The 21,591-nt window shown below is 71.6% G+C and carries 20 protein-coding genes and 1 pseudogene; 11 read left to right on the forward strand and 10 right to left on the reverse strand.

What is annotated here, in order from left to right; all coding sequences use genetic code 11:
• Positions 1–386 (reverse strand): leucine zipper domain-containing protein (locus tag ACFZBT_RS23030; RefSeq protein WP_391106299.1); only part of this gene is annotated, 386 nt, incomplete at its 3' end.
• A 200-nt stretch (positions 387–586) separates the two neighbouring features.
• Between ACFZBT_RS23030 and ACFZBT_RS23035 the strand changes: the two are divergent.
• Positions 587–2,909, forward strand: a pseudogene (locus ACFZBT_RS23035) (heavy metal translocating P-type ATPase).
• A gap of 229 nt (positions 2,910–3,138) precedes the next feature.
• Here the strand turns inward: ACFZBT_RS23035 and ACFZBT_RS23040 are convergent.
• Complete coding sequence (locus ACFZBT_RS23040) at positions 3,139–4,014, reverse strand: universal stress protein (protein ID WP_391106301.1); 876 nt, start codon at positions 4,012–4,014, stop codon at positions 3,139–3,141.
• Between the two features lie 664 nt (positions 4,015–4,678).
• On the opposite strand from ACFZBT_RS23040, the gene ACFZBT_RS23045 reads away from it, so the two are divergent.
• The 8 genes from ACFZBT_RS23045 to hypE are packed head-to-tail and all read left to right on the forward strand — an operon-like array spanning position 4,679 to position 12,022.
• Complete coding sequence (locus tag ACFZBT_RS23045) at positions 4,679–5,854, forward strand: 4Fe-4S dicluster domain-containing protein (protein ID WP_391106303.1); 1,176 nt, start codon at positions 4,679–4,681, stop codon at positions 5,852–5,854.
• The gene (locus ACFZBT_RS23050; protein WP_391106305.1) at positions 5,851–6,306 is read left to right on the forward strand and encodes a cyclic nucleotide-binding domain-containing protein; all 456 of its coding nucleotides are present in this window, start codon (positions 5,851–5,853) and stop codon (positions 6,304–6,306) included. Before ACFZBT_RS23045 ends, ACFZBT_RS23050 begins: the two co-directional genes overlap by 4 nt.
• Positions 6,303–7,121, forward strand: coding sequence for an FAD/NAD(P)-binding protein (locus ACFZBT_RS23055; protein WP_391106307.1), 819 nt, complete (start codon positions 6,303–6,305; stop codon positions 7,119–7,121). Before ACFZBT_RS23050 ends, ACFZBT_RS23055 begins: the two co-directional genes overlap by 4 nt.
• 1 nt (position 7,122) lies before the next feature.
• Complete coding sequence (locus ACFZBT_RS23060; RefSeq protein ID WP_391106309.1) at positions 7,123–7,878, forward strand: oxidoreductase; 756 nt, start codon at positions 7,123–7,125, stop codon at positions 7,876–7,878.
• Positions 7,875–9,206 carry a nickel-dependent hydrogenase large subunit gene (locus ACFZBT_RS23065; protein WP_391106311.1) on the forward strand — a complete coding sequence of 444 codons (1,332 nt, stop codon included), beginning with the start codon at positions 7,875–7,877 and terminating at the stop codon, positions 9,204–9,206. Before ACFZBT_RS23060 ends, ACFZBT_RS23065 begins: the two co-directional genes overlap by 4 nt.
• A 19-nt stretch (positions 9,207–9,225) precedes the next feature.
• Positions 9,226–9,891 (forward strand): CBS domain-containing protein, encoded by a 666-nt coding sequence (locus ACFZBT_RS23070; RefSeq protein ID WP_391106313.1) that lies wholly within the window; start codon positions 9,226–9,228, stop codon positions 9,889–9,891.
• A complete protein-coding gene (hypD, locus tag ACFZBT_RS23075; protein ID WP_391106315.1) occupies positions 9,888–10,991 on the forward strand; it encodes a hydrogenase formation protein HypD in 1,104 nt (367 codons plus the stop codon). The genes ACFZBT_RS23070 and hypD overlap by 4 nt, the downstream gene beginning before the upstream one ends.
• The gene (gene hypE / locus ACFZBT_RS23080; protein WP_391106317.1) at positions 10,988–12,022 is read left to right on the forward strand and encodes a hydrogenase expression/formation protein HypE; all 1,035 of its coding nucleotides are present in this window, start codon (positions 10,988–10,990) and stop codon (positions 12,020–12,022) included. The genes hypD and hypE overlap by 4 nt, the downstream gene beginning before the upstream one ends.
• A 92-nt stretch (positions 12,023–12,114) precedes the next feature.
• Here the strand turns inward: hypE and ACFZBT_RS23085 are convergent, their stop codons facing one another.
• Entirely contained in the window at positions 12,115–12,528 is a 414-nt protein-coding gene (locus tag ACFZBT_RS23085; RefSeq protein WP_391106319.1) for an Hsp20 family protein, read from the reverse strand.
• A gap of 105 nt (positions 12,529–12,633) precedes the next feature.
• A complete protein-coding gene (locus ACFZBT_RS23090; protein WP_391106321.1) occupies positions 12,634–13,353 on the reverse strand; it encodes a CBS domain-containing protein in 720 nt (239 codons plus the stop codon).
• Positions 13,354–13,546: 193 nt separating this feature from the next.
• On the opposite strand from ACFZBT_RS23090, the gene ACFZBT_RS23095 reads away from it, so the two are divergent.
• Complete coding sequence (locus tag ACFZBT_RS23095) at positions 13,547–13,999, forward strand: universal stress protein (protein ID WP_391106323.1); 453 nt, start codon at positions 13,547–13,549, stop codon at positions 13,997–13,999.
• A 21-nt stretch (positions 14,000–14,020) separates the two neighbouring features.
• Here ACFZBT_RS23095 and ACFZBT_RS23100 read toward each other — a convergent pair whose 3' ends face one another.
• From ACFZBT_RS23100 to ACFZBT_RS23115, 4 genes are all read right to left on the reverse strand, one after another.
• Positions 14,021–14,677 (reverse strand): NAD-binding protein, encoded by a 657-nt coding sequence (locus ACFZBT_RS23100; protein ID WP_391106325.1) that lies wholly within the window; start codon positions 14,675–14,677, stop codon positions 14,021–14,023.
• Positions 14,674–15,021, reverse strand: a complete 348-nt coding sequence (locus tag ACFZBT_RS23105; protein ID WP_391106326.1) for a hypothetical protein — start codon at positions 15,019–15,021, stop codon at positions 14,674–14,676. The genes ACFZBT_RS23100 and ACFZBT_RS23105 overlap by 4 nt, the downstream gene beginning before the upstream one ends.
• Before the next feature lie 39 nt (positions 15,022–15,060).
• Complete coding sequence (locus ACFZBT_RS23110; protein ID WP_391106328.1) at positions 15,061–15,711, reverse strand: OsmC family protein; 651 nt, start codon at positions 15,709–15,711, stop codon at positions 15,061–15,063.
• Positions 15,712–15,841: 130 nt separating this feature from the next.
• Positions 15,842–16,726, reverse strand: a complete 885-nt coding sequence (locus tag ACFZBT_RS23115) for a DUF1918 domain-containing protein (protein WP_391106330.1) — start codon at positions 16,724–16,726, stop codon at positions 15,842–15,844.
• A 231-nt stretch (positions 16,727–16,957) separates the two neighbouring features.
• Between ACFZBT_RS23115 and ACFZBT_RS23120 the strand changes: the two genes are divergently transcribed.
• Positions 16,958–17,617 carry a CBS domain-containing protein gene (locus tag ACFZBT_RS23120; protein WP_391106332.1) on the forward strand — a complete coding sequence of 220 codons (660 nt, stop codon included), beginning with the start codon at positions 16,958–16,960 and terminating at the stop codon, positions 17,615–17,617.
• A 284-nt stretch (positions 17,618–17,901) separates the two neighbouring features.
• Here the strand turns inward: ACFZBT_RS23120 and ACFZBT_RS23125 are convergent, their stop codons facing one another.
• Both ACFZBT_RS23125 and ACFZBT_RS23130 read right to left on the reverse strand, forming a co-directional pair.
• Positions 17,902–18,624, reverse strand: a complete 723-nt coding sequence (locus ACFZBT_RS23125) for an N-acetylmuramoyl-L-alanine amidase (protein ID WP_391106334.1) — start codon at positions 18,622–18,624, stop codon at positions 17,902–17,904.
• A gap of 461 nt (positions 18,625–19,085) precedes the next feature.
• Complete coding sequence (locus tag ACFZBT_RS23130; protein ID WP_391106336.1) at positions 19,086–21,557, reverse strand: SpoIIE family protein phosphatase; 2,472 nt, start codon at positions 21,555–21,557, stop codon at positions 19,086–19,088.
• Positions 21,558–21,591 lie beyond the last annotated feature (34 nt).

Genomic DNA, 21,591 nt, shown 5'->3' on the forward strand with positions numbered 1-21,591 from the left:
TCGTAGCGGCGGATGAGCTGTCCGGTGGACCGATCCAGCCAGGCCAGGCGGTTGAGGCCGTGGCGGACCAGGACGCGGTGCACGGTCGAGGCGGGCAGGCCCAGGATCGGGCCGATGCGGGCCGGGCCGAGCTTGCGATCCTGCCGAAGGCGGCACACGCGCGCCTCGATCGCCCCTGCCGTGCGGTGCGGTGTCGTGCGCGGACGGCTGGACCGGTCGTGCAGTCCCTGCTCGCCTTCGGCCCGCCAGCGGCGCATCCACTTGTGCGCGGTGACGCGGGAGATGCCCATCTCGGCGGCAACATGGGCGACAGGGCGTCCGGTGCGGACACGTTCAACCAGCAGCCGCCTGCCATGGACGGTCAGCCGGGCATTACGGTGGAACACGAAGGCCTCCGTGCGGTGAAGATTCGACACCTCCACCACACACGGAGGCCTTCGCCGTGATCAAGCCCGTCTGGCGTCACCAACCTGTCCGGTCAGCACACCTAGGGCCGTTCGTCCCCTGCCGCCGGCACCGTGAGCCGCGCTGTCATGGTGGGGGGACCTGCGCGACGGTCGCCGCTTCGGACGGACCGAGGTGTGCCATGAAACCCTCCATCCTCACGGCCCGGCTGGGCCGCCTGGCATCGGCGGCCTCGCTGGAATCTGCTCTTCTGGTCGTCACGTCGACGGCCGTGACCGCCGGCGGCATCGCCTGGCTCGTCGGTGCCGACCCTCTCGCCGACCTCCTGTGGGGTCTGGGCACAGTCTCCGCGGTCGTGCCCGCGGTGGGATGGGTGTGGTCGACGCTGCGGCGCGGGCATGCCGGCGTGGACGTGATCGCCGTGCTTGCCCTGGGGGGGCACCCTTGCCGTCGGCGAGTACCTGGCCGGCGCCCTGATCGGGCTGATGCTGGCCACCGGCCGCACCCTGGAAGCAACTGCCCGGAAGCGCGCCTCCCACGACCTGCGGGCCCTGCTGGAACATGCCCCGCGCTCGGCACGTCGCCGCACGGAGGACGGGGTGCGCTCCGTGCCACTGGCCGAGATCGGCGTCGGCGACCTGCTCGTGGTCGGCCCCGGCGAGGTGGTCCCCGTCGACGGCACCCTGGAGAGCTCCGCCGCCGTCCTCGACGAGTCCGTGCTCACCGGTGAGCCCCTGCAAGTCGAACGCCCCCGAGGCACGACAACGCGCAGCGGCGTCGTCAACGCCGGGGGTGCCTTCGAACTGCGGGCGACCGCGGCCGAGCAGGACAGCACGTACGCCGGCATCGTGCGGCTGGCTCAGCAGGCGGGCGCGCAGAACGCGCCCGTCGTGCGGCTGGCCGACCGCTACGCGGTTTGGTTCCTGCCCCTTTCCCTCGCCGTCGCGGGACTGGCCTGGCTGATCAGTGGCTCCGCGGTCCGGGCGGTCGCGGTCCTGGTCGTCGCCACTCCGTGTCCGCTCCTGCTCGCCGCGCCGGTCGCGATCGTCTCGGGTCTCTCCCGTGCCTCCCGCCTGGGCGTTGTCATCAGGGACGGTGGCGCGCTGGAGAATCTTGGCCGGTCCCGCACCCTGCTGCTGGACAAGACCGGCACCCTCACCCGCGGCCGTCCCCGCGTCGTCGACGTCACCGCCGCACCCGGCTGGACAACCTCCGAAGTACTCCGCCTGGCCGCATCGGTCGACCAGTACTCGCCCCACGTGCTCGCCCGGGCGATCGTCGCCACCGCACGGGATCGCAAGCTGGATCTGACGGTTCCCGCCGACGTCACCGAGGAACCCGGCCGGGGCCCCACCGGAACGGTGGACGGACACCGCGTCGCCATCGGTCGCGCCGATTCCGGCGAGGCCCGGCCGGCCTGGGCCGGCGCGGTCGACAACCGTGCCCTTCTCGACGGAGCGGCCGTCGCCTGGCTCACCGTCGACGGGAAACCGGCCGGCGCCGTCCTTCTGCGCGACGCTTTGCGCCATGACGCCCCACGTACCCTGCGCCACCTTCGTTCGGCAGGTATCGACCGGGTGCTGATGCTCACCGGGGACCGCGCCGAACCCGCCCGCGAGGTCGCCGCCGTCCTGGGTCTGGACGACGTACGCGCCGAGCTCGGCCCGGCGGAGAAGGTCGCCGCGGTGCGTGCCGAGCGGGACCGTGCGGTCACCGTGATGGTCGGCGACGGTGTGAACGACGCCCCCGCCCTCGCCGCCGCCGATGTCGGCGTGGCCATGGGCGCCCGGGGTTCCACCGCCACCTCCGAAGCCGCCGACATCGTCCTGACCACCGACCGCGTCGACCGTCTGGCCGACGCCCTCTCCATCGCCGTACGCGCCCGGCGCATCGCTGTGCAGAGCGCCCTCGGCGGCATGCTGCTGTCCCTCGCCGCGATGGCCGCGGCGGCGGCCGGGCGGCTCCCGCCGGCCGCCGGTGCGCTGCTCCAGGAGGGCATCGACGCCGCCGTCATCCTCAACGCGCTGCGCGCCCTGCGCGTGGACCGGGCCGTGCGTCCCGCCCTCCCCCCGGACACCGAGGCGCTGATCCACCGCTTCGCCGCCGAACACGACGACCTGCAGGATGTTCTCGAAGCCGTGCGCACCGCCGCCGACCGGCTGTCCGACGCCCCGGGACCTCAGGCCCTCGCGGCGGTCGAGGAGGCACACCGGCTGCTCACGGAGCGGCTGCTGCCGCACGAGTACGCCGAGGAACACCGGCTCTACCCCGCCCTGGCTCCCGCTCTCGGCGGCCCCGAGGCCACCGCCACCATGAGCCGTGCCCACACGGAGATCGAGCGTCTCTCCCGTCGCATCGCCACCCATCTGCACCTTGCCCACGTCGCCGGTGGCCTGGCCCCCGACCAGCTCGACGACCTCCGCTCCTGCCTCTACGGCCTGAACACCGTGCTGCGCCTGCACTTCACACAGGAAGAGGAGAGCTACTTCTCCCTGGCGCCGTGAGTGCCGGGGGACCGTTCGGCACTGGCGCGGCCGTCCGCCGGCCCGCCGGCGCGCAGGACGGGAGCAAGGCGGCTCCGGTACGGAAGCGATCACCATGGAAGCCAAGCAGTGGACCGTCCGGATGTACACCTTCGAAGAGGGCGACAGCACACATGCGCGTGCCGTGCTCACCACCCGGCCCCGGAGCCGTGAAAGGGGGCTCCTCGGCCCGGCTCAGGCCTTCCGGCGGTCATGTCCGCTGGGGCACGACCGCGACGGGGCAGTGCGCGTGGTGCAGCAGGGTGTGGCTCACCCGGCCCAGTTGGAGGCCGAAGTGGCCGGTCCGGCGCCGCGCGCCCACGACCACCAGGTCGGCGGCGGCCGAGCGGTTCACCAGCACCTTGCGTGCCGGTCCCTCGACCGTGGCCCGGCGCACCCGCACGGCCTGGTAGTCGGCCACGACGAGGGCCACCAGCTGGTCCACCAGGTCCGAGGCCTGCGCCTCGTGCTCGTACACGGGAGCCTCGGCCGGTGCCGGGGGGTCGGCGCCTTCGTTCACCGGAAGGCGCCACGCGCGGACGACGTCGAGCTCACACCCACGGGCCTCCGCCTCACGGAACGCGAACCGGACGGCCTCGCCGCTCGTGTCGGGGTCCCCGGCACCGAGCAGGATCCGACCGTGCGTACCGGCCAGACCGGCCTTGTCGCCCCGGACCACGACGACCGGACAGTACGCACGGGCCGCGACAGCGAGGCTCACCGAGCCCAGCAGCGCTCCCTTCAGCTCTCCACGACCGCGCGACCCGGTCACCAGGGCAGAGGCGTTGTCTCCTTCGCTCAGGAGGGCGGACACCGCTTCCGCGGCCACCGCCTCGCCCGTCACCTTCAGGTCGGGGCTGAGCCGTCGAACGCGTTCCTCGGCGGAAGCCACTATGTGGTCCGCCATCACCCGATCCGAGGGGCGCTCTCGGCCCAGCGACGGCAACGCACCTTCATAGCGCTCCCACAGGGAGGCATAGACCAGCCGCAACGGCAGACCATGGCGGACGGCCTCGTCCACCGCCCAGTCGATGGCCAGGATGCTGCCGTCCGATCCGTCGACGCCCACGATCAAGGGCAGTTCCATGATCCCCACCGCCAATCTCTCGGGCTGCCATCACGTGCAGCAGAGGGTCTCCCGTCCACGGTCCCACTCCGGCTCCATCAGGGGCAGGGGCGGTCGGGCCCGGACGGAGGACGTTCGGCCCGTCTCAGGCAGAGGACCCGCTGGGGTCCGGGAAAGGGGCCACTCGCCCCTTACCGAACCGTCGGCGACCTACCAGGCTGGAACAGACGCGAAGGGCCACGACCCGGGGCGATCACCATGAAGAGGATCCAGGAAACGAAGCGTCCCCGGCCTCCGCAGCGGCCAGAGCCTCCCGACCTGCGGACACCTTCCGGACGCCCTATGCCCTGCTGAGCGTGGTCCGCGCCCATGACCTTTCCGGGCGGATCGAGGCCGATCGGCCCTGGTGGGCCGACCGGTCACGCGGTGTGCTGAAGGTGACGGGAAGGACGAGAGTGAGACGCGGAGAAAGCGGTTATGGCCGCGCACCGCGCAATCCGGATCCGCGAGAAGCGGATGTCCTTCCCGTTGTTCACGTGCCACGCTGCCCCGCGCGCCCGACCCGCCGCGACCGCCTCATCGAGGCCGAAGGTCCCCATGACGGTGCCCGGGCGGCCCGTGGTGTCGCACTCCCTGGAGGAACAGGCTGACAGCAGGGGGCTCGATCGGTATGCGGAGGGCGACGATGACGAACAGCCCGACGAACGGCGTCCTGGACAGGGACGGGTTGAGTGCCCTGGTCCGGCTCCTGGGCGCGCGGGGTCGCACGGTCATCGGCCCCACGGTCCGGGACGGAGCCGTCGTTCTCGACGAGATAGCGTCGGCCGACGACCTGCCCTTCGGCTGGGGCACGGAGGTCGAGGCCGGCCGTTACCGCCTCGTGCCGCGTGCCGACGGTGCCGTGTTCGCCCACACGGCCGGCCCTCAGTCGTGGAAGACGTTCCTGCACCCGCAGCGGGAGAAGCTCTGGAGTGCCGAGCGGACGCCGGACGGCCGCCTGTCGATCACCGAGGAGAACCCCGAGCAGCCGTCGTACGCCTTCCTGGGCGTACGCCCTTGCGACCTGCGGGCCATCGCGATCCAGGACCGGGTCCTGGCCGGCGGCCGGTACCGGGACAGGGATTACGAGGAACGGCGCACGGGAGCCTTTTTGATCGCCGCCGAGTGCACCGAACCGGGTGCCACGTGCTTCTGCGTCTCCATGGGGGGCGGCCCTGCCGCGGACGCCGGGTTCGACCTCGCCCTGACCGAGGTCCTGGACGAGACCGGTCACCGCTTCCTCGTCCGCGCGGGCAGCGAGGCCGGACAGGAAGTCCTGGCGCATGTCTCCCATCAACCGGCCGACCGGGCGACGGAGCACGCGGCCCGTGCCGCGGTCGACGCCGCCCGGGACCGGATGGGACGGGCCATGCCGCCCGTGGACCTACGGACCCTGATGGGCGGGAGCCTGGAGGCCGACCGCTGGGACGACGTCGCGGCCCGCTGCCTGACCTGCGGCAACTGCACCATGGTGTGCCCCACCTGCTTCTGCACGACCACCGAGGAGGTCACCGACCTCACCGGCGACCACGCCGAGCGGTGGCTGCGCTGGGACTCCTGCTTCGACATGGACTTCTCCTACCTCCATGGCGGGCCCGTGCGGTCCTCGGCGCGCAGCCGCTACCGCCAATGGCTCACCCACAAACTCTCCACCTGGTACGAGCAGTTCGGCAGCTCCGGCTGCGTGGGCTGCGGACGCTGCGCCACCTGGTGCCCGGTCGGCATCGACATCACCGAGGAAGCCGCCGCGCTGCACGACGAACTCGCCGACCGCCTGCGGCGCGAGAAGCAGAGAGAAGAGCAGAAGGAGACGGAACAATGACCACCACCACTCTCTCCATGGCTCTTCCGGTCGAACACCGCGACCAGTTGATGCGCCTCGCCCGAGAGGTCTCCTTCGAAGCCGGAGAACGCCTCTTCGACGAGGGTCGTCGCGCCGACCGGTTCTGGATCATCCGTACGGGCACCGTCCTCCTCGACATGCATGTGCCCGGCCGCCGTGCCGCCGTCATCGAGTCCCTGAGCCACGGCGAGCTCCTCGGCTGGTCCTGGCACTTCGCTCCGTACCGCTGGCAGTTGGGTGCGGAGGCTCTGAGCCCCGTGCGCGCCTGGGAGTTCGACGCGGAGGCCGTACGGGCCATGTGCGCGCGCGATCCCGAGTTCGGCCGGGCAGTTGCGACCTGGGTGGGCCGGGTCGTGGCACACCGGCTGCAGGCCTCGCGGATCCGCCTGCTGGACCTGTACGCGCCCCACGGCAGCGGGAGCCCGGCATGAACGAGCTCCCCGTCCCCTACCGGGTGACCCGAGTGCCGCGCGAGACGGCCGACACGGTCAGTCTCACGCTCACGCCCGCCGGCGAGGAGGAACTCGAGCCCTTCGCCCCCGGGCAGTTCGCCGTGGTGTACGCCTTCGGGGTCGGGGAGATCCCCGTATCGGTGTCCCGCATCGGACACCGGGAACTGGTCCACACGATCCGCTCGGTGGGCGCGGTCTCGGCCGCGCTGTGCGCGCTCCGGCCGGGGCAGGAGGTCGGCCTGCGCGGCCCTTTCGGTACCGGCTGGGAACTGGAGCGCGCGGCCGGTCAGGACGTCGTGGCCGTGACGGGCGGGATCGGTCTCGCGCCGCTGCGGCCTCTCGTGCTGACCGCACTGGCGGCTCGACGGACCTACGGACGGCTGAACCTGCTCGTCGGGACGCGCACTCCCGACGATCTCCTGTACGCCGAACGGATGCGCACCTGGGCGATCTCTCCCGACCCGCCGCACTGCTGGGTCACGGCCGACCGGCCGTCCCCGGGCTGGTGGGGCCAAGTCGGGCTCGTCACCACGCTGCTGAACACCGCCCGGTTCACGCCGGAGAACACCACGGCGTACGTGTGCGGCCCCGAGGTCATGATCCGGGCCACCGCGCGCGACCTGCTCCACCGCGGAGTGCCCGCGCACCGCGTCCGGGTCTCGCTGGAGCGGAACATGCGCTGCGCCACCGGGCACTGCGGCCACTGCCAGCTCGGTGGTGTGCTGCTGTGCCGCGACGGTCCCGTGATCGGCTGGGACCGGGCCGAAGCCCTGCTCTCGGTGAGGGAGTTGTGACATGACCGTCCCCACGCTCGCGGTGTTCAAGCTCGCGTCCTGCGACGGGTGCCAGCTCGCGCTCCTGGACTGCGAGGACGAGCTCCTCACGCTCGCCGGGAAAGTGCGCATCGTCCACTTCCTGGAGGCGTCCAGCGCGGTGGAACCCGGCCCGTACGACCTCACGCTCGTCGAGGGGTCGGTCACCACACCCGCCGACGCGGAGCGGATCCGGGAGATCCGCGCGCAGTCCCGCTTCCTCGTGACCATCGGCGCGTGCGCCACGGCCGGGGGCATCCAGGCGCTGCGGAACTTCGCGGACGTCGAGGAGTTCACCCGCACCGTGTACGCACGGCCCGACTACATCGACACCCTCGCCACCTCGACGCCCGTCGCGGACCACGTGGACGTGGACTTCGAGCTGCGCGGATGCCCCATCGACCGCAGGCAGCTCATCGAGGTGATCACCGCCTTCCTGGCGCAGCGCAAGCCGGACGTCCCGAACCACAGTGTGTGCTTCGAGTGCAAGCGCCGCGGCACGGTCTGCGTCACCGTGGCTCACGGCACCCCCTGCCTCGGCCCCGTCACGCACGCCGGGTGCGGGGCGATCTGCCCGGCGTACGGACGCGGCTGCTACGGCTGCTTCGGTCCCTCACGCTCGCCGATCCTGCGCGCGCTGATCCCGCTGCTGCACCGCGATGGCCTGGACGACCGCGACGTCGAACGCCTCCTGCGCACCTTCAACGCGCCCGAGTTCGACAAGGAGGCCCGGTCATGACCCACCGTGGCTCCCGCGTCCTGCGGGTCGGCTCGCTCGCCCGCGTGGAGGGGGAGGGAGCCCTGCACCTGCGCGTCGTCGGCAGCAGGGTCGAGGAGGCACGGCTGCGGATCTACGAACCCCCGCGCTTCTTCGAGGCGTTCCTGCGCGGCCGCTCGTACACCGAGCCGCCCGACATCACCGCCCGCGTGTGCGGGATCTGCCCCGTGGCGTACCAGATGAGCGCCTGCCGGGCGATCGAGGACGCCTGTGGCATCACGGTCGACCGTCCGATCCGCGAACTGCGCCGACTGCTGTACTGCGGCGAGTGGATCGAGAGCCACGCCCTCCACATCTACCTCCTGCACGCCCCGGACTTCCTCGGCTGCGACAGCGCCGTCGACCTCGCCCGCATCCGGCGCGCTGACGTGGAGCGGGGGCTGCGGCTGAAGCAGGCGGGCAACGCGATCCTCGAACAGCTCGGTGGCCGTGCGATCCATCCGGTCAACGTCCGGCTCGGCGGCTTTCACCGGGCGCCCGCCCGGGCCGAGCTGCGGCCGTTGCGGGAGCGCTTGCGCCGGGCCGCCGACGACGCCTGGGACACGGTCCGCTGGGTCGCGGGCTTCGACCTCCCGGACGCCGACCTGGACGCCGACTTCCTGGCCCTCACCGCTCCGGCGACGTACGCCATCGAGGACGGCGTCCCGACCGTGCTGCGCGGCGACGGTGGACGGGTGGAGTTCCCGGTCCGAGCCTTCCTGGACCACGTGCGCGAAGAGCAGGTGCCCCACTCGACCGCGCTGCACTCCCGGCTCGACGGCCGACGCCATCTCACCGGCCCGCTCGCCCGGTTCGCGGTCGGCGGCGACAGGCTCTCGCCCACGGCGCGGGAGGCGGCCCGCGAGGCGGGGCTGGGCGATCCCGCCCTCCGTGCGGCCTGCCGCAACCCGTACCGCTCGGTGCTGGTGCGGGCCGTGGAGGTGGTCTACGCGGTCGACGAGGCACTGCGGATCATCGAGGCCTACGAGCCCCCGAAACGTCCCCACGTCGACGTTCCCCCCGTCGCCGGCACCGGCCATGGCGCCACCGAGGCACCGCGCGGGCTGCTCTACCACCGCTACCGGCTGGACGCCGAGGGGACCGTCACGGACACGTGCCTGGTGCCGCCCACCGCGCAGAACCAGGGCGCCATCGAGGACGACCTGGTCCGGACCGTCGAGCGGGTCCTCGCCGAGGGCGAACCGTCCGACGAGGAGCTGACGCACCTGTGCGAGCGGGCCATCCGCAACCACGACCCGTGCATCTCGTGCTCCACGCACTTCCTGGACCTGACCATCGACCGCTCCTGACACCTCCGAGGAGGACACCATGCACGTCAGCCCGCACATCGTCAGCGACGTCATGACCCACACCGTCGTGGCGGTGGGCCGTGACGCCTCGTTCAAGGACATCGTCAAGCTCATGCAGGAGTGGAAGGTCAGCGCCCTGCCCGTGCTGGAGGGCGAGGGCCGGGTGATCGGCGTCGTGTCCGAGGCCGACCTGCTGGTCAAGGAGGAGTTCCGCGACAGCGATCCGGACCGCTTCACCCAGCTGCGCCGACTGCCCGACCTGGCCAAGGCCGGGGGCATGACCGCCGCGGACGTGATGAGCACACCGGCCGTCACGGTCCATCCCGGCGCCACGCTCGCGCAGGCGGCCCGCACCATGGCCCAGCGCAAGGTCAAGCGGCTGCCCGTCGTCAACGACGAGGGTCTCCTCGAAGGCGTGGTCAGCCGGGCCGATCTGCTCAAGGTGTTCCTGCGCACCGACGACGAGATCGCCGAGGAGATCCGGCAGGAGATCCTGACCCCCGTCTTCCCGGCTCCTCCGGAGCCCGTCCAGGTGGACGTGGCCGACGGAGTCGTCACCCTCACCGGGCGGGTGCGGGACACGTCCCTGGTGCCCGTCGTCACCCGTCTGGTGCGTTCCGTCGAAGGCGTGGTCGACGTCGACATGGCCCTGTCCGGAGGGGTGCGTGTGAGGGACCCCGGATGAAGTACCTCGACGAGTACCGTGACCCGGCGCTCGCCCGGCGGCTGCTGGACGAGCTGCGCCGCACCGCGTCCACGCCCTGGCGGATCATGGAGGTCTGCGGCGGCCAGACCCACACCCTGGTCCGCCAGGGCATCGACGAACTGCTGCCGGCGGGCATCCGCATGATCCACGGGCCGGGCTGCCCGGTGTGCGTCACCCCGCTGGAGACCCTGGACCGGGCGATGGCCATCGCGGGCCGCCCCGGCACGATCCTCACCAGCTTCGGCGACATGCTGCGCGTGCCCGGCACGGACACCGACCTGCTGTCGCTGCGGGCGCGCGGCGCGGACGTACGGGTGGTGTACACGCCGATGGACGCGGTGCGCATCGCCGCGGACTGCCCGGAGCGCGAGGTCGTCTTCCTCGCCGTCGGGTTCGAGACGACCGCGCCGGCCAACGCCATGGCGGTGCTGCACGCCGCGCGGCTCGGCCTGGCCAACTTCTCGATGCTGGTCAGTCACGTCCTGGTGCCGCCCGCCATGACCGCCCTGCTGGAGGACCCCGACTGCGAGGTGCAGGCCTTCCTCGCGGCCGGGCACGTGTGCGCGGTGATGGGCTGGCGCGAGTACGAACCGATCGCCGCCCGCTACCGCGTGCCCATCGTGGTCACCGGCTTCGAACCGCTCGACCTGCTGGAGGGCGTCCTCATGGCCGTACGCCAGCTGGAACAGGGCCGCTGCGAGGTCAACAACCAGTACGTGCGGGCCGTGCGCCGCTCGGGCAACACCGAGGCGCAGGACGCGGTCCGTACCGTGTTCCGTGTCACCGACCGTGCCTGGCGGGGCATCGGCGAGCTGCCGGGCAGCGGCCTGGAACTCACCGGCACGTACGCACGCTTCGACGCCGCGCGGCGGTTCGACGTCGGCGGTTTGCGCACCGTCGAGGATCCCGAGTGCATCGCCGGTGCCGTGCTCACCGGTGCCCGGCTGCCCACGGACTGCCCGGCATACGGCACCCGCTGCACGCCCCGCCATCCGCTCGGCGCACCGATGGTCTCCGCCGAGGGCACCTGCGCGGCCTTCCACGCCGCCGGCCGCACGAAGGAAGTGCTTCAGCCATGACCCTCGACTGTCCCGTCCCCCACCACGAGGACGACGTCGTCCTGCTCGGTCACGGCGCGGGAGGGCGGCTGACCGCCGAACTCCTCGACACGCTGGTGCTGCCCGCCCTCGACGGGCACCCCGGCCCGCTGGAGGACGCCGCCCTGCTGCCCGGCCGCCCGGACCTCGTGATCAGCACCGACAGTTTCGTCGTCAGCCCGCTGTTCTTCCCCGGCGGCGACATCGGGTCCCTGGCCGTGCACGGCACGGTCAACGACCTCGCCATGCGTGGAGCGCGGCCGATCGCGCTGTCCGTGGCCCTGATCATCGAAGAGGGTCTCCCGCTGGCCGAACTGCGCAGCGTGGTCGAGTCGTTGGGCAAGGCAGCTCGTGACGCCGGGGTGCCCGTGGTCACCGGTGACACCAAGGTCGTGGGCCGTGGCGCCGTGGACAAGATCTTCGTCAACACCACGGGCGTAGGTCACCGGCACCTGGGGCTGCGCCCGTCCGCCGCACTCGCCCGGCCCGGGGACGCCGTGCTGCTGTCCGGTCCGATCGGAGTGCACGGAACGACCGTCCTGTCCACACGCGAAGGGCTCGGCTTCGAGAGCGACATCGCCTCGGACAGCCGCCCCCTGCACCGCCTGGTCGACGCCCTCGCGCCCCTCGGCGGCCACGTGCACTGCCTGCGCGACCCGACCCGCGGCGGACTGGCCGCGGCCCTCAACGAGATCGCCCGTGACTCGCACGTCACCGTCCACATCGAGGAGAGCGCCGTCCCGGTACCTCAGGCCGTCGGCGCCGCCTGCGACCTGCTCGGCCTCGATCCCCTGATCGTCGCCAACGAGGGCTGTCTGGTGGCTTTCGTCGCCCCGTCGGCGGCAGAAGAGGCCCTCGCCGGTCTGCGATCCCTCCCCGAGGGACGACAGGCGGTACACATCGGAGAGGTGTTCCCTCAGGGGCCGGCCGGCCGGGTCGTCCTGCGCACGCTGGTCGGCGCCCGGCGCGTGGTGGACATGCCTCTGGGCGAGCAACTACCGCGCATCTGCTGAGACGCCAGGAGCACCCGGGGTCCGGACAGGTGTGTGCGCGGCCGGTGTCACACCGGCCGCGCACACGGTTGTGGTGCGGACGCCCGCCGCTCTCAGACGTGCCGCACCGGGATGGCCCTGGTTCCCGTCTTCGCCTCCGGGACCGGGACCGTGATGGTCAGGACTCCGTCCTCGTACTCCGCGGTCGCCTCGTCACCCCGCGCACCGGCGGGAAGCCGGACGGCACGGGCGAAGGTGCCGTAGCGGAACTCGGTGCGGTGCTTCTCGGTGGTCTGCTCGGCGCGCTCGGCGCGCAGTGTCAGCAGCCCTTCTTCGACGGTGATCTCGACGTCCTTGTCGGGGTCGACGCCCGGAAGTTCGGCCCGCACGACGTACGTGCCGTCCCCGAGGTGTTCCTCGATGCGGATGCCGTGCAGCCCGGGGGCGACGTGCGCCCCGGGGAGCCCCGTCTCCACCCAGCCGAACAGGTCGGGCCAGCCCGGCAGTCGCTCCAGCATGCTGCTCATGTCACCCTCCTTCCTACAATCCCAGTCTGCGTCCGCCGAGTTCACCTGGCGAGGGCCGAACGGCCTTGCCCTACAGGGCTGCCCGGCCTGTCCCCCGCAGGACGCTCATACCCTCGGCTGTGGCGTGGATCGCCGGCCTTCCTCGTCCTGCGCGAGATCCGGTTCGAGGGCGGGACGGTGCCGGGGCCCGGTGAGCTCGGGGCGTACGTCCACCACTCCCTCGACGGAGCGCACGAGACGCACGGCCAGCGGCACGACGGACGTGTCGGGTACACGGCCGGTGAGCGTGACGACGCCCTCGTCCACCTCGACGCGGACCGACTCGATACCGTCGGGCAGTCGGCCGGCCAGGATCTCGTGCCGGATCTCCTTCGCGATGTCGCGGTCCGGCCGGAGGAACACCCGGAGCAGATCCGAGCGGCTGACGATCCCACGCAGCACACCGTCGTGGTCGACGACCGGCAGCCGGTTGACCTTGCGCCGGGCCATGATGCGGGCGGCCCGGGCGAGGGTCGCGCCGGGGTGGACCGTGACGGCCGGGAAGGTCATCAGATCGGCTGCGGTGACCGCCTGCGCCTTCTCAAGGCCTTCCGGGGGCCGGGCCCGCGGTCCACGGTCGGGGGCGCTGTCGCGGAACTCCTCCTTGCGCAGCAGATCCGCCTCGGAGACGACGCCGACCACCCGGTTCCGGGTGTCAACGACGGGCAGTGCGCTGATCCGCCGCCCCTCCACGGTCCGCACGATCTCCTTGAAGGTCGCCCCGGCGGCCAGAGCGACAACGGTGCGGGTCATCACATCGCTCACTGTGTACACAGAGCCGTGCATGACGTCCTCCACTGCCTGAAAAGGTCTCCCACCACTTCCAGGCTCGCCCATACCCCCCGGGACGTCATGGGCCGAACGGCCCGACCCGCTCCCACCCCCGACGGCCCCACCGGGGGGCCGGTCGGCCCTTCCTCCGGCGCGCCGGTCCGGGCAGCGTGAAGTACGGGGACAGCCACTGCCGAGTGAGGTCACCATGCAATCCTCAGAACTTGTACCACGGGTGGTCGTGGGCGTGGACGGATCTCCCGCCTCCCATGCCGCGTTGCGGTGGGCGGTCCACCACGCACGGATGGCCGGCGTCGCCGTGGAGGCGATCTACGTGTGGGACACGCCGTCCGCCCGGGGCTGGAGCGGACCGGTGGTCGACCCGGACTTCGACCTGGAGCAGGCGCGGGAGCGGTTCGCGGAGGAGTTGCGCGCCGTCTTTCCGGGCGAGCCTCCGCCGCGACTGCAGGAACACCTTGTCCAGGGCGACCCGTCAGAGGCGCTGATCCAGGCCTCCGAAGGGGCCGAGCTTCTCGTCGTGGGCCGAAGGGGAATCGGCGGCTTCGCCCGGGCGATGCTGGGGTCCGTCAGCCAGCGATGTGCCCAGCACGCGGCATGCCCGGTCGTCGTGGTCCATCAGGAGAAGGATCCCGCCCACTGATCGCGGCCCCCGCGATGTCCCTCACTGAAAGGCCTCGTGGATCTCTTCCTCGCCGGCGCTGTGCGAGACGAGCAGGAGTTCGTCACCGGGCCGCGGCACGGTCTGGGGAGTGGGCGCGGTGGGGTCGCCGTTCCGGACGATGGTCGCCACCAAGGTGCCCTCGGGCAGTTCGACGGCACCGAGCGGTTGGCCGACGGCCTTCGAACCGGCCGTGATGGCGGTTTCGATGATCCCGAGGCCCGCGCTGCTCAGTCGCAGCAGGGCCACGGTGTCCGCTGCCCCGGTGGCCTCCTCGATGAGGGACACGATCGGGGCGGCTGCCGGCACGGCGCTGTCCACGCCCCAACTCTGCTCGAACAGCCAGGAGTTCTCGTTCTCGTTGACCCGGGCGACGACGCGGGGCACGGCGAAGCGGCGCTTGGCCAGCAGACTGATGACGAGGTTGTCCTCGTCCCGCCCAGTGGCGGCGACCACCAGGTCGGCATGAGCCGCACCGGCCCGTTCCTGGACGGCGGCCTCGCTGCCGTCACCGACGACGAGACGGGCCTCGAACTGTCCACGCTGTGCGTCGACACGTGCCTCGTCGACGTCGACGAGGGTGACGCCGTTCCCTGAGGCCGCGAGCACCTGGGCGACCCGTGTGCCCAGTCTGCCCGCCCCCGCGATCAGTACGTTCATGTCCCCAGCTCCTTGTCCAGGAAGCCGCGCAGTCTGCGCAGTGACGTCGCTGCGACGGCGAAGGTGACGATGTCGTCCGGCGTGGCGAGCGTGCCGTGCAGGGGCAGCAGGGAGCGGCCTCCGCGCGTCACCTCGACCACTCTGATCTCGCCTTCGACCTCGAACTCGGTGATGTGCCGTCCGGTGAGGTAGGGCGGCAGGGCGGAGCGGACGAGGAGCGTCTCGCCGTCGCCGAATCTGACGTCGGGCGTCAGGTCGCGGTGCAGGAGCAGCTGGTGGATGCGGTGCACGGACCAGGTGACGTCGCAGACCGCCGGGATGCCCAGTCCGTCGTAGAGGTTCACGTGCCGTGGGTCGTGGACACGAGCGAGATCAGCGGATGGTCATCCCGGGCTCGCCCCCGTCTCCCGGACCGCCTCGTCGTCGGTGGCGCACCGGACCTCCAGCTCCACCTCCGGGGCCTGGACCAGCGTGTTCGTCACTGTGCAGTGGGAGACCACCGCGCGCAGTGCCGCCAGCCGCTGCGGAGGCAGGGCCGGGGCCGTGACGGCCAGCGAGAGGGCTGCTACACGGGGCGGCCGGTCGTCGGCCATGCGGTACTCCGCGCGGACGGACATGCCGTCCCGGCTCTCGCTGTGCCGGTCGAGGTAACGGCCCGCGTAGTGCGCCGCGCAGGAGGCCACCGCCGCGACGAAGAGCTCCACCGGGGTGGGCGCGGTGTCCTTGCCTCCGTCGGCAAGTGGTTGGTCGACCGTCAGCACGTGTCCGCGGACACGTATCTCGTAGGCGTCACCCGCGATGGGCACCACCTCGGCCGCTCCTGGCGGGCCCTCGGGTTCCGGATCCACCGCGGCGGCATGGAACAGCAGCAGTCCGGCCAGGCGCCGAGCCTCCTCGGCCGTGAGGGACGCCCACAGCTCGCCCTCGTCATGGGGTGCGAAGGAGGCGTCGAGGACGACTCGTCCCATCGGAGTCGGCAGCCCCGGCGGGGCGAAGCGGGTGACATTGATCGTGCGGCCACAACGCGTTCTCATCTTCATCACGGCTCCCTGTCGGCCTCCTGCGACGGCCAGGCACTTCCCAGTGCACCCTCCTCCCCGCGGAGCTGTCTGGGGCCGAACAGTCCCTGCCGTGTGCCGAATGTCCTCCCAGACGCGCGTGCCCTCACGCGTCGTCGGCAGTGATGCGGCGCCCGGTCAGACGGTCGACGCCGATCGACACCCACAGCGTGCGCCGGCCTCCGGCCCAGGGCTCCGTGTGCGCCTGCTCGTCGAGGGTGCGGATCGCGTCGAGGTCGGTGACGGCCCGGGCCCTGCCGACCGCCAGGACGCTCCAGCCTTGGCCAAGGGCATCGTCGACGTGGTCGACCTCGAAGGCCACCGTGTTCCCCACCGCGGTGGCCGGGGAGGCATCGGGTGCGGTACGGAAGGCGATGGCGTCGTCGACCACTTCATAGTTGACGGGGAAGACGGCAGGTCCACGGGGTGTGGTCAGCGAGACCCGCCCTACGCCGTGCGTCGAGAGCAGTGCGCGGCACTCCTGCTCACCGAGGTCCCGCAGGTGGGGGTGGTAGAGCGCCTTTCCCTGCCCTGAGGGCCGCTCCTGGTCGCCGCCCTGCAGTTCCAGGAGCGTGGTCCCCAGGGCGTCGGCCACGCGCAGAAGCGTCCCCAGGCTCGGGTCGGACGCGTGCGTCTCGAGGTAGGCGAGGTACTCCGGTGACATGCGGGCGCGGCGGGCGGTCTCCTCGAGGCTCAGTCCTTGCCGCAGCCGGACCGCAGCGACGCGTCGGCCGATGTCACCCGACCGAGAGGAGACTGCCGTGTCGCCTGCCGGTGGCGGTCCGCTCGATGCGGGCTCCTCCACGCCTCCTTGGTGAATGTGGGCGTCCGGCCCCGGAAAGACCAGCGTGACATCGCCCGTGTCCGACCACCGGACGTCGTACGGCGGTGTCCCGTCCTCGTGGTGGAGGCCGACGATCTCTCCGTCGCGCCGGACGACGCCGGTGGACGGGCTTTCGACGATCAGCCGGTCGCCAAGGTGGGCGTGCATGACCGTGCCCTCTCCGTCGATGGCTCTCTCCCTCCAGCATCACGCGGGGACGAGTCCGGCACCAACGGACCAAAGGTCCCGGCGGACCGGGACGAACAGACCCCGTGTTCTGCACGAAGGCCCCATGCGCAAGGCCAAGGCCACCGGTCAGGCTGAAGGTGCGAAGACATGCGGACGACCGCCGGGTCGGCGCGCGCCGCAGTCGGTCGCGGGACCGGAGGGAGGAGCGTCATGCAGCACCGCACCGTCGGAGACCTCATGACCCACGGCGTCGTCCTGGCGCGACGGGACACACCTTTCAAGAACATCGTCAGCCTGCTGGCCGAGAACGAGGTGACCGCCCTGCCCGTGGTCGACGACCTCGGCCACCCGGTCGGAGTGGTGTCGGAAGCCGACCTGCTCCGCACGGTCGCGGCACGGCCCGACCCCAAAGGCCTGCCGCAGCTGCCGTACGCGTCGAACGGGGCCCCGGCCGCGAGCGACGGCATCACGGCCGAGCAGCTGATGAGCGCTCCCGCGGTCTGCGCGCGGCCGGAGTGGACGGTCGTCGAAGCCGCGCGTCTGATGGACACCCAAGGCGTCAAGCGGCTGCCCGTGGTCGACGAGGGGGAGACACTGGTCGGCATCGTCAGCCGTGGTGATCTCCTGCGCGTCTTCCTGCGCCGGGACGACGCGCTGCGCGACGAGATCGCCGGTGACGTCCTGGTCCGGACTCTGGGCCTCGCCCCCTCCGACGTGGCCGTCGACGTGCGCGACGGCCGTGTGACCCTCAAGGGCCGGGTGGAGACCGAGCAGATCATCCCCGTCATCGAGCGGCTGTGCCGCGGCGTCGACGGCGTGGTGTCCGTGGATTCGACTCTGCACCACCGCTTGGACGAGACTCCCGGCTGAGGCCCTGCCCAGTGCCCCGGCGACGCCCCTGACGCACACGGTCCGAGCGGCATTCGCTCCCCCTCCCGCCAAGGGCAGGTCGGCCCCCGTAAGGCATCGGCCTGGAGAACCTCCAGAGGCTGTGGCTACACGCTCAGCAGGCTGGAGAACGGAAAGGTCATCGACGCCACACGGTCCCTCCCCTCCTGGGGCGGAGCCGCAGGAGGGGTCATCTCCACGCCGAGCGACCTCGCGAAGTTCGCCCGCCAACCCGACTGGGCGGACCTTGAGCTCGTCCCGGCCGGTCAGCGTTGACGCTCGACCGGTACCGGCTCGGAATCCGGCCGGAGGGTGGGGTGTGCATCCTGGAAGTGGTCGTACGCCACCTGTGCCGCGGCGAGTACCTCGTCGTAGATCTGGTCCATGAACGGGCCGGCGCAGACGGTCGAGCGCCAGTGGTGGTGGTAGAAGAGGTTGCTCCCGCTGGGGCGTTCGCCGATCACCTCGGCGAAGAGCCAGCCGGCGAGACGTGCGGCGTTTCTCCAGGTGGCCACGCCGACCGTCCAGTTCGGCGCGAGCGTTGCGTTCGCCATTTCGATGCTGATCGAGCTCTGGTTGCCGGCCGTGTTGCCGACGGCCCAGGCGTACTCGTTCACCTTGACGTACTGAGCGACGGCGCCGGCGCCGTCCACGTCGAAGTGGGCCGAAGCCGGACGTACCTTCCAGACGTCGAGCACACCCTGGTGCGACAGTCGGCCGGCGTTGTGGTGCAGCGTGACCGACGTCTTTCTGTACGACACGTGGGTGACGTGGCCTGTCGCGCTGAGCTGGTCGATGAAATTCGCGACGGGACAGTCGTAAGGGATGGTGGGGGTGGCTTGGGGGCCGGCTCCCGCGTCGTCCTCGGCGAAGCCGACGAAGTCGCTCTCCGGAAGGTCGTCAAGGTTGTCGGTACCGGGTCCGTCGCCGGTGTCGGGCCTCTCGATGGCCGCCTTCACGTCCTCGTTGTCGACGTAGTTCTCGGGCATGACGCCGTCCTTTCAGGTGCGCAACTTCGCGTAACAGAGGGTCCGGCGGCCGACGAGGAGAGGGAGCGGCCGATGGCCATGAGCCGGGTCAGGTGCCACCCATCAGGCGTCGGCCTGCTCCATGAAGTGCTCCAGGAGGGCTGTCGAACCGGACGGTGACCGTCTCACCGACGGGCACTCGGCTCGTCCCCGGTGATGGTTCGCACATGACCGTGCATGCGGGTCGGTCTCCTCTCGGGCGCGGCCGGAGTAGACGCATGCAAGTCTGCTTGCAGTGCAGACTTCTGAGGGGCCGTACAAGGCGTGTAATTCCAGGTTCACCCTGTGCGCAAACCATGTCAATTCGGTCGGCGCGTGCGTCCGTGCCGCGCACGGCTCTCGATGATCAGGTCACGCAGGTGACGGTGGTAGCGCCTGACGCCGCACTGGGCCGCCGCTCCCCCGCTACGGCCTGAGGCCGCCTACATGACCTCGATGCTGATGATGCAGGTGTCGTCGTCCGTGTCGGACCTGCTGTAGGTGAGCAGGTGGTCGAGGCGCTGGTCGAGGGTGGTCTTCTTGGCGCTGGCGGTCACCAGGAGGTGCTTCAGGGACTCCTCCATGGAGCGGTCCCTGCGTTCCACCAGTCCGTCGGTGTACATCAGCAACGTGTCGCCGATCTCCAGCCGCATCTCCTCCTCCTGGTAGGTGATGTCCGACGCCGCGCCGAGCAGCAGACCCTTGAGCAGGGGCAGGGTCGTCGCCTGTCCGTCCCGTACGAGAACCGGCGGCAGATGTCCGGCTCGGGCCCAGCGCAGGACGTGGCGGGAGGGGTCGTACAGCGCGCAGACCGCGGTCGCCGTCACCGAGTCGGAGAGGTGGTGGGCGACGTTGTTCAGCCAGGACAGCAGCTGGGCCGGGCCCGCTCCGGTGACGGCCAGTCCGCGCAGGGCGTTGCGGAGCACGACCATGCTGGTCGCCGCCTCGATGCCGTGCCCGGCGACGTCTCCGACGCTCAGCAGGATGTGCTTCGAGGGCAGGACCACGGCGTCGTACCAGTCGCCGCCCACGAGGTGATCGGTCTCGGCGGGCCGGTAGCGCACGGCCGTGCGCAGTCCCGGCGCGTCCAGGGGTGCCGCCGTGGAGGGCATGATGGCCTGTTGCAGTTGCAGGGCCAGCCGGTTCCGCTCCGCGATCTGCTGTTCGGAGTGGGCGAGTTGGTCGCGGGTGGCGGCGAGGGCGACCTCCGTCCAGTGCTGGGCGGAGACGTCCTGATAGGCGCCCCGCACGGCGAGGAGGCTGTCGGCGATGTCCACGACGGGTTCGGCGACCACCCGGATGTGGCGGGTCACGCCGTCGGGGCGCAGCAGGCGGAAGGCCGCCGACGCCGGCTTGCGGTGGTGCAGTACGGTCCGCAGGAAGCGGCCGATGGCGACGGCGTCGTCCGGGTGGGCGTGGGCCCGCAGTTCCTCGACGGGGGCGGGCCCGTCGGACTCCGCCCTGCCGTAGAGGGCGAACAGCTGGCTGTTCCAGGTGATCTCGCCCGTGACGAAGTTCTCCTCGAAACCGCCGATCCGGCCGAGGCGTTGCGCATGTTCGAGCAGGTTGGCGAGGCGAGCCATCTCGTCCTCGATCCGCCAGATCAGCAGCACGCTGTCGCCGTGCCGGGTCATGCTGACCTCGGCGACGGAGGACAGCGGCACCTGGTCCACGAGCGCGGTGAGTGTCATGTGGCCGGCCCGGAACGGCTCGCCCGTGGCGTAGACGCGCTCCAGGTGGCTGAAGAGGCCGTTCTCGTCCGCTGCCAGGGGATACGCCTCCAGCAGCAGTGCGCCGTCGACGGTGCTGCGGGGGCGTCCCGCGGGGTCGCGGAAGCGGTGGTTGACGTGGTGGATGCGGAAGTCGGTGAGGTGTCCGGTGTCGTCGTCCACCTGAGGGGTGAGCACCAGCGCGGGGTCGTACAGCGAGTCGGCCAGGTCAGCCAGTTCCGACAGGCCGGTCCTCAGCGGAGGGCCGTCGAGCGGCAGGGTGGAGGACGAGTGGATCTCCAGGGTGTGGGCGCACAGTTCCGCCAGTGCCTCGAACTGGCGTACAACGGCCGCCGGTTGTTCGACCAGCGGGGTCGGCCAGCAGATCTCGAGCACACCGTGGATCCGTCCCCCCACGCCGGTGGGGACGGCGACCCTGCCGCCCTCGGGGTGGTGGGTGCGGCCGATGGACGGAGGACCGGACGCTGCCAGGGACCGGATCCACTCGGGCCTGCGCTCGGTCAGCGCGGTGCGGGCGACGGTCGCCACGCCCGGTGGCACATAGCGCCAGCGCTCCGCCTCGCCCTCGGGGAACCCGGAGCTGCCCGCGAGGGTCAGCGAACCGTCGGCGCCGACCGCCCAGATCGCCACGCCGGTCGCCCCGAGCGGTTCCAGCGCGTGCTGCAGCAGGGAGTCGGCGACGGCCTGGGTGTCCTCGGCGGCCAGGGCGCCGCTCTCCGCTGTGCGGAGCCGTACGGCGGACACGGCGGCCGGCGCGGCGGGCGGGGTGCCCCGGACCGCCGTCGCGAAGTCGACCGCGACTTCGGTCAGGCGGTCGCGTGCCGCCTGATTGATGATGTCGACGGCCAGTTCGAGAGGGGTCATCGCCGACTGTTCGGCGAGTTCGGCCAGTTGCCGGGCGGCTTCCGCGGGACCGCAGTGCAGACGCTCGACGAGCACGCCCTTGGCGAGATCCATGAGGGCGCGTCCGTCGGCGGCGGCGTGCGCCGCCTGCACCTCGTGGCGCAGGCGTTCCACCGTGACGGCCAGTCGGCCGACCGGGGAGCTCAGCGGTCCGCCGGGCGGCTCTGCTGCCGGTATGACATCGCTCCCGGCGGCCTCTGCGGCCGGCGGGCCCTCCGCGGCGGCATGGCGTCGCGGCTCATCGTCCCGGGAGGGGTCCCCGGACAGATCGGTGTTGCTCACGTGGACGCTTGCTCCTTCTGACCCGCACACCGTG

The organism is Streptomyces sp. NPDC008137 (genome assembly GCF_042957035.1).
GTDB lineage: Bacteria > Actinomycetota > Actinomycetes > Streptomycetales > Streptomycetaceae > Streptomyces.